A 15,380-nucleotide genomic window follows, 5' to 3' on the forward strand; every position below is an offset into this window, starting at 1 on the left:
CTTCAAAAAATATCCCTATCCTAAAACTGAAATATTCCAATAAACGTTGTTATTACATCTGCTTAGTTAATTTCAAAGTTCAGTTTAATGAAGTTTAAAATCATCGAGAACACTAATTTTGATATTGCAAAGCATTAATTACACTATTTATGGATTTAACATTGCCATCAAGTTGGGAACACTATTTAAAATCTGAACTTGAACAGCCATATTTTCAAGAACTAACCCAATTCGTTACAAAAGAATATGATGAATACACATGCTATCCAAAAAAAGCAGAGATATTTTCGGCTTTTGAGCATTGTTCTTTTTTAAATGTTAAAGTGGTTATTATTGGGCAAGACCCATATCATGGTCCTGATCAGGCGAATGGTTTATGCTTCTCTGTTAAAGATGGAATAAAACATCCACCTTCTTTGGTGAATATTTTCAAAGAAATAGAAACAGATTTAGGAGTGGTTTATCCTAAAAGTGGAAATTTAGAAAGATGGGCTGACCAAGGTGTTCTATTGCTAAATGCTACGCTTACAGTTAGAGCGCACGAGCCAGGAAGCCATCAAAAAAAAGGATGGGAAAAGTTCACAGATGCAGTGATATCAAAATTATCAGAAGAAAGAACGGATCTTGTGTTTATGTTATGGGGAAGTTTCGCTAAGAAAAAGGCTAAATTAATAGATTCTAGCAAACATCACATACTCACATCTGGGCATCCATCGCCTATAAGTGCTAACCGTGGATATTGGTTCGGTAACAAACATTTTTCAACTTGTAACAAAATATTGAATGATTTAGGCAATAAATCTATTATTTGGTAAGTTAGTTATTTAGATTTTTTCTAACTTTCAGAAACAATCTCTTTTTAGAAATTAATATACACTCATAACTAACAATACATTCATGAGCAATTTAGGTAGGTTGAATTCAATATTACTAGTAGATGATGACGAGGCAAGCAACTTTTTGCATTCAATTTTTATAAATAAATTGGACTTAGATGTAGAAATTAATTCTGCGCTCAATGGTCAAGAAGCACTTGATTTTATTTTAGGTAAAGGGCAAAACGAATTAGAATTGCCATGTATGGTAATGCTTGATTTAAGAATGCCAATTATGGATGGATGGCAGTTCATGAAATCGTACGAAGAGTTGGTGCCAAAAAAGTTGAAAGAACAAATCACGATAGTTTTGGTTACAATCAGTGATAACCAAGAAGATAAGGATAAAGCTGTAACCAATGAATTCATTGCCGATTTCTCTCAAAAACCTTTATCTGATGAAACATTTAAGGAATTAATTCAAAAGCATTTTAGTTTAGCTACGATTTAAATCAATTTAAAATTTTTGATATTGGGACAGATTTATCTATTAAATCTAGCTCTTTCAGCGTTTCTTGAATTTTCATCAATGTGTCTTCTGGTAATTGCTTCTGACTCCATTCGGTTATCTGTAGCCATTCTTGAATATCTTCTAATTTTTGATGATAGCGATTTGCTAAAGTAGCATCTATTCGAGGTATCTGCTTAAATTCTACAGTATATATATTGATAATTTCTTGAATATGTTTTACCAAACTCTTATTTTCTGTTAGAAATTCATCTGTTCCTACCAACATAAAACAAGGCCACGGCGTAGGACAATTTCCTAAATGTCTGAAAATACCGCTATCAACCAATGGTTTGGTTGTAAAACGTTCCCACATAAAATAGTCTGATTTAGCAGTAGATAGACTTTCTACTGCACCATTTAGGTTGTTTACTAAATTGAACTTCAATTTTTCCGTTTCCCAGCCCATTTGTTTAGCTTGTACGTAGGCCATAAGATGGCTTCCACTACCAAAACGACTAATTGCAGCTGTAGTATTTTTTAATTCTTCAAGCGACCTATAAGTGCTATTGGCGTCTACATGTATACCCCAAAGTAGGGGAGAGGCGATATATTCTTGAATAATTTTGACTTTATTTCCTTCTGTAAAACTTTTTACAATTCCTTCGGTAAGAATTATAGCTAAATCGGTTTCTTGATTTTTTAATAACTCACACATTTTACCGGTTCCTTCAGGTATATCTGTCCAAGATAAATCAATTCCTCTTTCTTCAAAAGCACCTTCTTCAATCGCTAAATGCCAAGGTAAATTGAAATGTTCAGGGACTCCTATAATTTTAACGGTTTTCATTTAGTTTTTTTAAAGTGGTTCTTAAAGGCATATTGTTTTCGAATTGAATTGAACTCTTATTAAAGTTTATTTATGTATTTGATGAATTCAAATCTAAAACTCTTTCTTAAATGGTCTTTCTGTAAAAATAAGAAGTACAAAACTAAGATTGTTGTAAAAGCATGTTAAGCCAACCGCTCTAGACAGAACTTAATTAATTCATCGACTGACTTTGCCGGATTACTAGAAAATTCACCGGTTGATCTATTGGCTAAAATACAATTCATCGAAACTGCCTCATGACCTAATAGCTGAGAAAGGGCATAAATACCAGAAGTTTCCATTTCTAAATTGGTTAAAGACAGGCCATCATGCCTAAATGACGATAATTTTTCCATTAATTCCATTTGACTAGGCTTTAGTCTTAATTGGCGCTGTTGTGGTCCGTAGAAGCCTGTATTTGTTGCGGTGAATCCTAATCGTATACGATTGTCTTTGAAAATTTCCCCTAGTTTTTCCGAATAATTAAGCACATATGGCCTTGCTTTTTTTTTGTCCCAAGAGGTATATGCAATAAAGGCATCTTCAATTTGAACATGGCTAATATTTTCATGCTCGTAAAAATGTAATAGTCCGTCGAAACCCATTGAATATTCGCTCATTAAAAAAGAATCTACGGGAATTTCTTTTTGAATGGCACCACTCGTACCAATTCGAACAATTTTTAAGGAAGTATGATTCTTTTTTAATGTTCTGTATTTAAAATCAATATTAACCAGAGCATCTAGTTCATTTAAAACGATATCAATATTATCTGTGCCAATACCAGTTGAAATAACCGAAATTCTTTTTCCGTTCTTATATCCGGTATGGGAAACAAATTCTCGTTTTCCCTTTTTTACTTCAACACGATCAAAATGACCAGAAACCTGGCTAACCCTATCGGGGTCTCCTACGGTAATAATAGTGGTGGCTAAATCTTCTGGGAGTAAATTAAGATGGTATATACTTCCATCTTCATTTAAAATAAGCTCAGCAGGCTTTAATTGCATGCTATAACTTTAAAATTCTGTTCGAATCGGTATTGTAAAGAAAATTATACTTTAATGCACCTCCTAAATACACATCATTATCTTGAATACACGAATAATAACTTGTTTTACCTTCTAAAATTTCTTTACCTTTTTTTGACAAACGAACAGGATTCAAGCTTGTTATTAAAGGTTTTAAGCGGGTTATTGCCCTATCGTACTGTGTGTCGGCAAAACCTAAATTCCCTTGATTTTTAAGGATAATCTGCATGAATTCAGCCTTTGACTTAGGCTTTTCGTTAAGAGCTAAACGCAATATGGTATTTTCCATATCATTTAAACCGTTAACAATACTCGGAAACCTTTTTAGGTGAGACCTAACTGCATCACCTAAATAATCGAACTGATAGTCTTTAAAATCGCTTAAATTCTCTAAACGTATAGGGTTATTGCTACAGTATAATTGCCAAACATAGTCTGCATACTCAGCATCATCTTGTGTTAATACTTTTTTATTCTTGTATAAATTCAGTAATTGTTCATCGGTAAGTTCGTTCAAACTATACATTTTATCTGAATCATCTTCCTTGCCACTACAAACCAACGAAATTTGAGCGTATTTACGATGCGTCAATAACCAACTGATTACCGCAAGCATGTTTATTTGACAGAAAAGATCGTACTCAAACCATAATATAATATGGTCTTGTTGCTTATGGCTACATAATGATCGATACTCCTTTAAAGTCTTTTCAATAAACCAAGATTTTGAAACTTTATAGTTTTTATGAAGAAATTCGAATCTTGCTTTCCAAAATGTTTCCGTTCCAACGGTTGGTAGAGTCTTGCCTTCACATAGCATCTCGTTCCATGTGATTACATCGCCATCGAGATTTAATTTTTGGAGACGTTGGGTGAAATTATCCCCATTGGTAATGTGTAAAAGAGAACTCATACCAGTTTAATTTAGTTTGATTGGATTAAAAATAACACTTATAACAACGTTATAAAATAATTTAACAGAAAACAAATAGAAGTTAACATATAAAGGATTTAAATTTCTTATCCACCCACACGTTTGACTTTGAAGCCTTTATCTTTTAAAATTGCCATAATTTTATCGCGATAATCTCCTTGAATAATAATTTTATCATCCTTAAAACTACCACCAACACTTAATTTGGTCTTTATTTCTTTTGACAACTTCTTAAAATCCTCATTAGCACCTGTGTATCCTTCTAAAATGGTAATAGGTTTCCCCTTACGTTTTTCATACTTACAGATGATAGGGTCATCTTGTAACCAGATTTTATTTTCATTCTCCTTTTCAGGCGTAACATCTTGCGGTTCATGATCAGGAAAAAGATTTTTTAGTTGGTCTTGTAAGTCCATTTTATTTTTTTTATTAAAATAGTGTGTAACCTAAAATTATAGAAAAACCTCTATAATTGGAAGTGAAATCGTCATCAGTGGTACTTGCAAATACTTCTCTTTTGCCAAGATAACGTGCCTCAATGCTCAATTTTTCAAAAATGTCAACGCCAAACCCTAAAGCTAAGCTTGTGTTTAAACTTAACTCGGGATTAGGTCTGTTTAAACCATTATAAACTACTTGAGAATTAAACGGAATATCTATTAATAGCGAGGCATTGAGAAAAATTTTTGATTTGTCAGATAAAAAAATATAGTGTCTAAGCCCAATTGGTAATTCGATAGAAGTGTATTGTACTTCTGCATTATAAACATTAGCACTAAAATTATTTGATTTTTGTGGTTCGGTTTCAGCGGAATAATTTTGATAGGTAGGTTCAATGAGTATTGCCCATTTATTTTTATTGAATGGTAAAACTGCCTCTATTTCTGCACCTATAGCTAAACTTATGTTCTTGTCAAAATTTGTTTTAAGTCTCCTATCAGCTGTAGAGTTTACGTCAAGGGTTGTGTTATTTAATCTTGGTCTAATTCTTATTCTAAATATTAATTTATTATTTGATGTACTTGCAATGTAGTTGATAGGGTCGTTACACGAATTGAAAATATCGAATATTCTTTTAAGCGAGTTCTCTGTATACGAAATGTTTTTAATACTGGCTGTTGAAACGTTTTCACATAGTAAAACATTTAGCAATTGCTGTCGATATTCATTGTTTTCAGCAATTTGAATATTTTCTTTTTTATATCTTTTGTACACCAATTGTATAGGCACCTCATTATTTATAGAATAAAAAAAGCGCATTAAATTACCATTCTCATAAACATATAAATTAGCTGATCCCGATACGAGTTCTTTTAGAAATAATTGTTCTTCATTGAAATTCACCTCTCGCAATCCATCTAATTCAGGCACTTTGTTAGATGATCTATTTATGTTTACGGTTGCTCTAATATATTTAGAGCCGTTATCAATACTAAACTCTTTAATATCTGCTATGTTTTTGTTATTGATATCTCCAGAAGCTGTCGTTTTATATTTGAAATACGTTGGATTATTTTTCCAGTCTATATTTTTAATTAGAACTGTTGTTTTATTATCAGAGTTATCAATAAAATAACCCTTTTCAAAGGTTATTTGGCCAAATAGGCCTCTACTTACGAATAAAAATATAATTAGGAATTGAATGTGTTTCATGAAAATATTAGGATTCAAAGTTTAAAATTTATAAAAAATTTGATTTGTTGTATTTAGCAATTTATGTAAGGTTTTTTTTGTTTACGGCTCTTTGCTTTTTAAAATATTTTATAGCCTAAGGTTAAGCCAATCCCGGAGTATTTAGAGGTAAGGTCTACTGAATTTACATTGCCAAGAACTTCGCGAGGACTAAAATATCGCATCCCTAAACTTAATTTTTCATTGAAATTATAGCCAACAACTAAGAAAAAACCAAAATTTGTTCCAAATGATCTTCTAGAATTATTACTGTATTCTATATATGAATTTATTGGAATATCAAGTACTGCCATTACATCTAAAAATAATTTTGATTTTTTATTTAAGAAAAAATAGTGTCTAATACCAATCGGAATTTCAAAAGATTTATAATTAACCTCAATTAATACAGATCGCGCGAATAAATTTTGATATGATTCTTCCTTTTCTTTACTGATTTGAAATGTAGGTTCTACAATAAAAGCCCATTTTCCTTTATTATGAGAAAGAATGCTTTCTAATTCCAAACCGATACTTGGATTAAGAATATTTTTAACTTCTGCGGTTGTACTTCCATTTTTTTTAGTGATCAAAGATGAGTTTGCTAATCCAATTTTTAAAAATGTATTTAATTTCAATTTTGACTTTGATTTGGAAAGAATTAAATAATTAGGATTAATACAACCATTATATGCAAAGAATAAATTCTTCAATGAATCAATTTTATATCTTAAACGTTTAATAAATGCTGTATTGATAGCGGAGCAATCTAAAGCGTTTAAAAGTTGCTGTCTATACTCGTTATTTTCTGAAATTTCAAAATCCTCTTTCCTATATTTTTTATAAACTAATTGACTGGGCTTATTATCGTTTAGGGAATAAAAAAATCGAATTAGATTACCATCTTCATAATAGTATAGATTGGCAGGACCAGTTACAAGTTCTTTTAGAAATAGTTGTTCTTGATTAAACTCAACTTTTCTTTTTTCGTCCAATTCTGAGGTTTTGTCTGAAGACCTATTGATTTCGACCGTCTTTCTAATGTATTTTGCTCCATTAATAATACTAAATTCCTCAACTTCGGTAATATCTATTATATTGACTTCTCCTTGTTCCGATATTTTATAATGAAATGAAGTTGGATTGTTTTTCCAATCAATATTTTTAATAAGACAGTCAGTCTGTTGACCGCTATTGTCAATAAAATATCCTTTTTCAAACGTTATTTGTCCAAAAGTTGATATACAAGTGGAAATTAAAAACAGAAAGAAAATAGTGGATTTTAAGTAGGAGTTTTTCATGATTGAATTATTTAAAAGAAATAGAACGGAAAATTCCTACTTAAATTATTCAGGTTCCGACTACTTCTTTATCAATCCTAATTCAATCAATCGCTCATGCAAAAATTCACCTGCGGTAATATCGGTGTACAACTTAGGATGCTCCTCATCAATACAGTTCTCTAAACAATTTAGGGGCATTTCACTAACCGGGTGCATAAAGAATGGAACAGAATATCTAGAAGTTCCCCAAAGTTCTTTTGGCGGGTTAACTACTTGATGTATGGTAGATAATAACTTGTTGTTGGTTAAACGTGAAAGCATATCACCAACATTTATCATTAATTGATCAGGCTTGGCAATGGCGTCTACCCACTCTCCATCATGGTTCTTTACTTGTAAACCTTTACCATGAGCGCCCATTAATAAAGTTATTAAATTGATATCGCCATGAGCTGCGGCCCTAACTGCATTTTTAGGTTCTGATGTAATAGGAGGGTAGTGTATTGGTCGTAAGATTGAATTTCCATTCTTTATAAAATTATCAAAATAGAATTCATCTAGTTTTAAATGTAATGCCAGTGCACGTAAAACATATTTTGCTGTTTTTTCGAGCATTTTATAGGTTTCTTTACCTACTTGATTAAATTTTGGAAGTTCTTTGACGATAACATTATCTGGGTACTCTTTCTCTAATTCGGGATTGTCTTCTACATACTGTCCGAAATGCCAAAATTCTTTCAAATCTCCTTCTTTTCTACCTTTAGCATGTTCTTTTCCAAATGAAGTATATCCACGTTGACCACCAATACCTTCTATTTGGTAACCATCTTTTATCTCTTCAGGTAAACTGAAAAATTTTTTAATTTCTGCATATAATGAATCAACCAATTCATCCGAAAGAAAATGTCCGCTTAAAGCAACGAAACCAATGTCTTCAAAGGCCTTGCCAATTTCATTAATAAACTTTTGTTTTCTTTTTGGATCTTCCGAAATAAAATCTGACAAATCAACACTAGGTACCAAGCTCATGTTTTATGGAATTTATGTAAAATTAATAATTATTGCGGATTTACAAGCAGTGTTATAATTGTTAGTTGATGAACTCATTTTTGTTACATTTATATTTTATTTGCAAATTATATACTCTCTATGAATTATAATCATTTTCAAGTAGCTGAAAATATTAAGATAACCCTTTTTAAATCAATGCTTAAGCCTCGTATGATAGAGGAGAAGATGTTGATTCTTTTGCGTCAGGGTAAAGTCTCTAAATGGTTTAGCGGTATTGGGCAAGAAGCTATTTCCGTAGGGGTTACCAGTGCATTGAATAGTGAGGAGTATATTTTGCCAATGCATAGAAATTTAGGAGTGTTCACCACTAGGGAAATTCCATTATACCGGCTTTTTACACAATGGCAAGGTAAGGCAAGCGGCTTTACCCAAGGGCGCGACCGAAGTTTTCATTTCGGTACACAAGAATTTAAGATAATAGGAATGATTTCTCATTTGGGACCACAGTTAGGTGTTGCAGATGGTATTGCCCTTGCGCATAAATTGCGAAATGAAAAAAGGGTAACCGCAGTATTTACGGGTGAAGGAGCAACTAGTGAGGGTGATTTTCATGAAGCATTAAATGTTGCTGCCGTGTGGGAATTGCCTGTTTTGTTTTGTATTGAAAATAATGGATACGGATTATCGACACCTACCAACGAACAATTTACATGTGAAAACCTAGCCGATAAAGGAATTGGCTACGGAATGGAATCCCATATTATCGATGGTAATAACATTTTAGAAGTATATACCAAAGTATCGGAATTGGTAGAGGACATGAGAATTAATCCACGACCAGTTTTACTTGAATTTAAAACCTTTCGTATGCGGGGGCATGAAGAAGCTAGTGGCACAAAATATGTTCCACAAGAGCTTTTAGATACTTGGGCAGAGAAGGATCCATTAGAGAATTTCACGTCTTTTCTAAAGAATGAAAAAATACTTACAGATGATATTATAGACGGTATTAGAACTGAAATTCAAGCCGAAATCGATGAACATTTAAAAAGAGCATACTCCGAAGAGTCGATAACCCCTAATGAAAGTAAAGAGTTAAGTGAGGTATATCAAAAATTTGATTTTAAAGCTAGTACACCTAGTATACATACTAAGAACATACGTTTAATAGATGCGATTTCTGATGGATTAAGAGCATCTATGAAAAAGTTTGACAACCTTGTCATCATGGGCCAAGATGTTGCAGAATATGGTGGGGTTTTTAAAATTACGGACGGTTTTGTTGAAGATTTTGGTAAGGAGCGTGTACGCAATACGCCAATTTGTGAATCGGCAATAGTATCTGCTGCAATGGGGTTATCAATTAATGGTGCCAAAGCCGTAATGGAAATGCAATTTGCCGACTTTGCCAGTACTGGTTTTAATCCTATTGTGAATTATTTAGCAAAGAGTTTTTACCGATGGGGAGAAAAAGCTGACGTTGTTATACGTATGCCGTGTGGTGGTGGTGTAGCAGCTGGTCCTTTTCATTCTCAAACCAATGAAGCTTGGTTTACTAAAACCCCAGGACTTAAAGTGGTGTATCCAGCATTTCCTTACGATGCTAAAGGTTTACTGGCAACTGCTATTGAGGATCCTAACCCTGTGCTATTTTTCGAACATAAGGGCCTATATAGAAGTATGTATCAAGAAGTGCCAGTCAATTATTATACGCTACCCTTTGGTAAGGCTAGTCTTCTTCGAGAAGGTACTGCGATTACCATAGTTACGTATGGTGCCGGAGTTCATTGGGCATTAGAAACATTAGATAATAATATAGAAATTCAGGCAGACCTATTAGATTTACGAACTTTGCAGCCTTTAGATATTAATGCTGTTTATGATTCCGTTAAAAAAACGGGTAAACTTATCATACTTCAAGAAGATAGTTTATTTGGAGGTATTGCAAGCGATATTTCAGCTTTAGTAATGGAAAATTGTTTTGAATATTTAGATGGGCCTATACGTAGAGTAGGTAGTTTGGAGACTCCAATTCCATTTGATTCAAAATTAGAACAACAATACCTTGCAAAATCTAGATTTGAGTCTGTTTTACAAGAACTTATAGCTTATTAGGCATATCCGTTAACATTATTCTCAAAAGAGCATAAGTATCGTATACTTTAGGTAGATATTTGCGTTATAGATTGGAATATAATGGATAGTAATCCATCCAAAAACTAACAATTAACGTATATAGAATCAAACCTAATAAATTTACTTATGAAAAAAATGATTTGGCTATTTAGTATTGTTCTTTTAGTATCCTCTTGCTCTGTTTCAAAAGATGCTCGCGGTAAAAGAAACTTATTAAGCGGCACATGGACATTGAACAATGTTGCTTTTGAAGGTAACACTGGAAATGTAAAAGCAGTTTTATTTAATGACGTTGAAGATATTTGTCTTGAAGGCAGTGAATGGTTCTTTCGTGACAATAACAGTACTGGTAGATATACTATTAGTCCGTCAACTTTATGTAATGGTGGAGACCGCTACATTAGATGGTCTGTTGTAGAGCGCGAAGAAAATTATACTAGTCAATTACAGTTTAAATTTATCAATGAAAAGAATCAGGATATTTCTGGTGGAGCGGGCTACCGATTAAATATTGAAACTTTAACTGAATATGCAATGATTTTGAAATCTAACGTTATGGTAGACGGTACTGCGGTGAACGTAGTATATGAGTTCACTAAAAAATAATAACCTACTTTAAAATTAAATTTAAGTTTATGAAAACAATGATAATACGTAAAACTAGTTACATAATCGCTCTTGCCATGGTAATGAGCTGTAGTACGGTTAAAAACGCAAATAAAACTCAAAAAGGTGCTGTTATTGGTGCTGCCGGTGGCGCAGTGATAGGCGGTGTTTTGGGTAATAATGTTGGTAGTGGTAATAACACTGCTCTTGGAGCTATTTTAGGCGCTGCTATTGGTGGTGCTGCAGGTGGTTATATAGGCAATAGAATGGACCGACAGGCAGAGCGTATCGAAGAAGAGATTCCAGGTGCAGAAGTAAAAAGGGTAGGTGAAGGTATTAATGTTACCTTTAATGAAGATGCAGGTGTTTACTTCGCAACTAATAAGTCGAACGTTCAAGGTACATCGGCTACTACTTTAGATAAATTAGCGGGTATTTTTAAAGAATATCCACAATCTAATATTTTAGTTGAAGGCCATACTGATAGTGCAGGTGCTGATGAATATAACATGAATTTATCTAAACAAAGAGCAGAGTCGGTTACCAATTACTTAATTAGCAAAGGAATTGATGCAAGTCGTTTCGATACTAAATGGTACGGTGAAACTCAACCAGTAGGCGATAATACAACTACAGAAGGTAAAGCAAAAAATAGAAGAGTTGAATTAGCGATTGTTGCTAGCGAGTCATTAAAGCAAGAAGCAAAAAAACAAACCAATTAAGAGACACTTATTTTGGCATTGTGTTAAAATAAAAGCCCTGCATTTGCAGGGCTTTTTGTTTTTGGTGTAACTTCCCAATGGTGAAAGAACACGATATACTTATTATAGGGGGAGGTCTTGCAGGGCTTACTTCGGCCATTCATTTGGCTTTAGAAGGTAAGCATGTTGGTGTTTTTGAAATGAATATATACCCACATCATAAGGTATGTGGTGAATACGTGTCTAAAGAGATATTGCCTTATTTTAATAGATTAGGTCTTTTTCCTAGTTCAGTCGGGGCTGTTGATATCACACAATTTCAAATTTCTACTCACAAAGGCTTTTTGGTTGAAACCGAATTACCACTCGGTGGTTTTGGGATAAGTAGATATGCGTTGGATAATTTACTGTACCAACGTGCCAAGGAATTGGGAGTACTATTCTATTTCGAAAAAGTAATTAGAACAGTGTTTAAGGATGATATTTTTACAATTAATACAACAACGAACATATATACTTCCAAAATCGTTTTAGGGGCCTATGGTAAGCGTTCTGTATTAGATAAAAATATGGAAAGGGAGTTCAGCCTAAAAAAGAACTCTTGGCTGGCTGTTAAAGCTCATTATCAATCACCAGATTTTCCCAATGAACTTGTAGGTTTGCATAATTTTGATGGAGGATACGGTGGACTCTCCAAAACAGAATCTGGCGCAATCAATTTCTGTTACCTTGCACATTATGCAACTTTTAAAAAATATAAAGATATCACGGCTTTCAATAACGAGGTGGTGGCAAAAAACCCTTTTCTGAATTCGTTTTTATCAAATGCCAAACCGGTATTCAAACAATCAATGACCATTGCCCAGATTTCCTTTGATAAAAAAGAGACTGTGGTTGATCATATGCTTATGTGTGGTGATACAGCAGGGTTAATACATCCGCTTTGTGGTAATGGAATGGCCATGGCTATACATAGTGCTAAAATTGCGTCTGAATTGGTGTTGCAATATTTTAATGATTCAAATTACAAAAGACATCAGTTAGAGAGTGATTATAAAAAAATATGGATCAAAACATTTAGCAAACGTTTATGGTTCGGTAGAAAATTACAGCGTATTTTATTGAATAAAACAATGGTTTCAATGGCAATTCGTACCGTAGGAAAATCGGAAACCTTGCTAAAATATATTATAACAAAGACACACGGAGAATTGATATCCTAATGGTAGATTTTACAAAGCGAAGTACTGAAATTGAAATTATGGATACCTATTCAGGTACTACCAAAGGACTGGATATCATTCTACAAGATATAAATAGGGTGAATAGGTTGTTAGGTGGTTATACTATTACTTTAAATGCTGTATTTAAGTTGCTTACGATAGAAAATAAAAAATCGTATACGATTTTAGATATGGGTTGCGCAGAAGGTACCATGCTGAGAAAGCTAGCTTTCGAAGCTAGAAAACGAAATATACCTCTTAAGTTAATAGGCGTGGACCTAAATAAGCAAGGCCTAGAATTAGCGACCCATTATTCGACAGAATATCCTGAAATAACCTATTTAGAAGCCGATATTTTAACCGCTGATTTCTCCCAATATACTATTGATGTGGTCATGACTACGTTGACTCTTCATCATTTTACTGATAAAGGTGTAGTTCAATTCGTAAATCAGTTTAATTCACTCGCTTCTTTAGGAGTTGTTATCAATGATTTAGAGCGTAATCCTATCGCTTATTATTTATTCAAGGCGTTTAGTTTCTTTTTTATTAGAACAGAAATTGCCAAAAAAGATGGTTTGTTATCCATACGAAGAGCCTTTAAAAAGAAAGACTTAATGGGGTATTCAGCTCAAGTAAAAAATGCCTCTCACCAAATTGAATGGAAATGGGCCTTTAGATATGTATGGGTTTTAAAAAAGAAGTAGTAGATTGAAGATTAAGAACAGCTATGAATCAAACAAGAATTGTTAGTGTTACCAAAGAATTACCTGAGTATTTTAGATATACCAAGGATATACTGCCATTAGTTGAATTTTGGTTAAGCGGTCAGGAAGAACGCTTTACACGTAAGGTCATTAAGATTTTTGAAGGTGCCGCCGTAGACAAGCGATATTCGATTATGCCTCCAGAAGAAGTATTTGTTGCCACCACTTTTGAAGATAAAAATAAAATTTATGTTAGGGAGGCGAAACGTATGGGAGCAAATGTGCTGCGAAACGCTCTTCAAAAGAGTAGCTGGCAAGCAGATTCCATCGATTATATCATAACGGTAAGTTGTACGGGTATCATGATACCATCATTAGATGCCTATTTAATTAATGAGCTGGGTATGCGTCAAGATATCGTTCGGCTGCCTGTGACTGAAATGGGTTGTGCTGCTGGGGTGTCGGGACTCATCTACGCACATAATTTCCTTAAATCTAATCCTGGGAAAAGAATAGCTTTGGTATCCGTAGAGAGTCCCACTGCAACCTTTCAACTCAATGATTATTCTATGGCCAATATGGTAAGTGCTGCAATCTTTGGCGATGGTGCGGCTTGTGTATTGTTATCTTCTGAGGAAGATGCTTTAGGACCTAAAATTATTGGTGGGGAAATGTACCACTTTAAAGATGCTACCCAAATGATGGGTTTCGATTTGACCAATCATGGATTAAAGATGATTCTAGATCCAGCGGTGCCAGAAACAATAACAAATCATTTTTCGGACATTGTTCACCCATTCTTGGAAAAATATGGAAGTGATATTCATAAAGTCGACCATCTGATTTTTCATCCTGGAGGAAAAAAAATAGTACAAACCGTAGAATCATTATTTGGTGCTTTAGGAAAGAATATTGATGATACCCGCGAAGTTTTAAGACTTTATGGTAATATGAGTAGCGCAACTGTTCTTTACGTTTTAGAGCGTTTTTTGGAAAAAGATATACCCACAGATGAACAAGGACTCATTTTAAGTTTTGGTCCTGGTTTTTCGGCGCAGCGCGTTCTTATCGAATGGTAGTTTATTAAAGTAATTAGAAGCATGAAAACTAATTTTTGGGCATTAATTTTAGGCGGTAGTAGCGGACTTGGTTTGGCTACAGCGAAGAAATTAGCAAGTCATGGTTATCACATCATAATCGTTCATCGAGATAGACGTTCTGATATGGATACTATTGAAAATGCCTTTGACGAGATTCGTGTATTTGGAAATCAACTGATAACATTGAATGCCGATGCTTTAAATGCAGAAAAGCGTCCAGTTATCATCTCCGATATAGAACACCAATTACCAAAAGGGCATCAAATTAAAGTTTTGGTACATAGTGTTGCAAAGGGAGCATTGAAGCCAATGTATTCCGAAAGTAATTCAACCCTTACCGATACTGATTTCAGAATAACATTCGATGCCATGGCATTGAGTTTATATGATTGGACAAAGGCATTGGTCGCTGCAAAGTTATTTGCCTCAGATACTAGAATAATTTCGTTTACAAGTGAGGGTAATACCAAAGCTTTACCAAATTATAGCGCAGTTTCTGTAGCTAAAGTGGCGTTAGAGGCATTGACCCGAAGTATTGCTCTGGAATTTGCACCAATCGGTATAAAAGCGAATTGTATACAAGCAGGTATTACGATGACCAAATCTTTATCTATGATTCCGGGCTATGAGCAGATTAAAGCAAATGCATTGAAACGGAATCCGAACAATCGATTAACAACCCCTGATGATGTGGCAAATGCGGTTTATTTGCTAACCACCGATGAAGCAAAGTGGATTACTGGTACCGTAATCAAAGTAGATGGAGGAGAAAGTTTGATTTAA

The 15,380-nt window shown here is 33.8% G+C and carries 16 protein-coding genes; 9 read left to right on the forward strand and 7 right to left on the reverse strand.

Translation table 11 applies throughout. From position 1 onward, the window contains the following. The first annotated feature begins 149 nt into the window (after positions 1-149). Positions 150-815, forward strand: coding sequence for a uracil-DNA glycosylase (locus BMY56_RS03085; RefSeq protein ID WP_091619692.1), 666 nt, complete (start codon positions 150-152; stop codon positions 813-815). Positions 816-897: 82 nt separating this feature from the next. Then, complete coding sequence (locus BMY56_RS03090; protein ID WP_091619695.1) at positions 898-1,326, forward strand: response regulator; 429 nt, start codon at positions 898-900, stop codon at positions 1,324-1,326. 1 nt (position 1,327) lies between these two features. On the opposite strand, the gene BMY56_RS03095 is transcribed toward BMY56_RS03090, so the two are convergent. From BMY56_RS03095 to BMY56_RS03125, 7 genes are all read right to left on the reverse strand, one after another. Further along, positions 1,328-2,173 carry a substrate-binding domain-containing protein gene (locus BMY56_RS03095; protein ID WP_091619698.1) on the reverse strand — a complete coding sequence of 282 codons (846 nt, stop codon included), beginning with the start codon at positions 2,171-2,173 and terminating at the stop codon, positions 1,328-1,330. A gap of 164 nt (positions 2,174-2,337) precedes the next feature. Next, positions 2,338-3,204, reverse strand: a complete 867-nt coding sequence (locus BMY56_RS03100) for a nucleoside phosphorylase (RefSeq protein ID WP_091619701.1) — start codon at positions 3,202-3,204, stop codon at positions 2,338-2,340. Position 3,205: 1 nt separating this feature from the next. After that, positions 3,206-4,138 (reverse strand): DUF1835 domain-containing protein, encoded by a 933-nt coding sequence (locus BMY56_RS03105; RefSeq protein ID WP_091619703.1) that lies wholly within the window; start codon positions 4,136-4,138, stop codon positions 3,206-3,208. Between the two features lie 107 nt (positions 4,139-4,245). Then, positions 4,246-4,575: a translation initiation factor gene (locus tag BMY56_RS03110; RefSeq protein WP_091619706.1), complete on the reverse strand. Its 330-nt coding sequence runs from the start codon at positions 4,573-4,575 to the stop codon at positions 4,246-4,248. A 13-nt stretch (positions 4,576-4,588) separates the two neighbouring features. Next, positions 4,589-5,812, reverse strand: a complete 1,224-nt coding sequence (locus BMY56_RS03115; protein WP_091619709.1) for an outer membrane beta-barrel protein — start codon at positions 5,810-5,812, stop codon at positions 4,589-4,591. Positions 5,813-5,910: 98 nt separating this feature from the next. Then, entirely contained in the window at positions 5,911-7,131 is a 1,221-nt protein-coding gene (locus BMY56_RS03120; RefSeq protein WP_091619711.1) for a hypothetical protein, read from the reverse strand. Between the two features lie 60 nt (positions 7,132-7,191). Continuing rightward, positions 7,192-8,142: an isopenicillin N synthase family dioxygenase gene (locus tag BMY56_RS03125; protein ID WP_091619714.1), complete on the reverse strand. Its 951-nt coding sequence runs from the start codon at positions 8,140-8,142 to the stop codon at positions 7,192-7,194. A gap of 120 nt (positions 8,143-8,262) precedes the next feature. Between BMY56_RS03125 and BMY56_RS03130 the strand changes: the two genes are divergently transcribed. The 7 genes from BMY56_RS03130 to BMY56_RS03160 all read left to right on the forward strand — a co-directional run bounded on the left by BMY56_RS03130 (position 8,263) and on the right by BMY56_RS03160 (position 15,380). Then, a complete protein-coding gene (locus BMY56_RS03130) occupies positions 8,263-10,239 on the forward strand; it encodes an alpha-ketoacid dehydrogenase subunit alpha/beta (RefSeq protein ID WP_091619716.1) in 1,977 nt (658 codons plus the stop codon). A gap of 147 nt (positions 10,240-10,386) precedes the next feature. Beyond that, positions 10,387-10,866 carry a lipocalin family protein gene (locus tag BMY56_RS03135; protein ID WP_091619718.1) on the forward strand — a complete coding sequence of 160 codons (480 nt, stop codon included), beginning with the start codon at positions 10,387-10,389 and terminating at the stop codon, positions 10,864-10,866. Between the two features lie 29 nt (positions 10,867-10,895). Then, a complete protein-coding gene (locus tag BMY56_RS03140) occupies positions 10,896-11,588 on the forward strand; it encodes a YiaD family glycine zipper/OmpA-like lipoprotein (protein WP_091619720.1) in 693 nt (230 codons plus the stop codon). Between the two features lie 77 nt (positions 11,589-11,665). Next, a complete protein-coding gene (locus BMY56_RS03145) occupies positions 11,666-12,790 on the forward strand; it encodes an NAD(P)/FAD-dependent oxidoreductase (RefSeq protein ID WP_317040590.1) in 1,125 nt (374 codons plus the stop codon). Further along, entirely contained in the window at positions 12,790-13,497 is a 708-nt protein-coding gene (locus tag BMY56_RS03150; protein WP_091619723.1) for a methyltransferase domain-containing protein, read from the forward strand. Before BMY56_RS03145 ends, BMY56_RS03150 begins: the two co-directional genes overlap by 1 nt. 23 nt (positions 13,498-13,520) lie before the next feature. Beyond that, entirely contained in the window at positions 13,521-14,576 is a 1,056-nt protein-coding gene (locus tag BMY56_RS03155; RefSeq protein WP_091619726.1) for a type III polyketide synthase, read from the forward strand. 21 nt (positions 14,577-14,597) lie between these two features. Next, positions 14,598-15,380, forward strand: a complete 783-nt coding sequence (locus tag BMY56_RS03160; protein ID WP_091619728.1) for an SDR family oxidoreductase — start codon at positions 14,598-14,600, stop codon at positions 15,378-15,380.

Source organism: Maribacter orientalis, from assembly GCF_900109345.1.
In the GTDB taxonomy this organism is placed as follows: domain Bacteria; phylum Bacteroidota; class Bacteroidia; order Flavobacteriales; family Flavobacteriaceae; genus Maribacter; species Maribacter orientalis.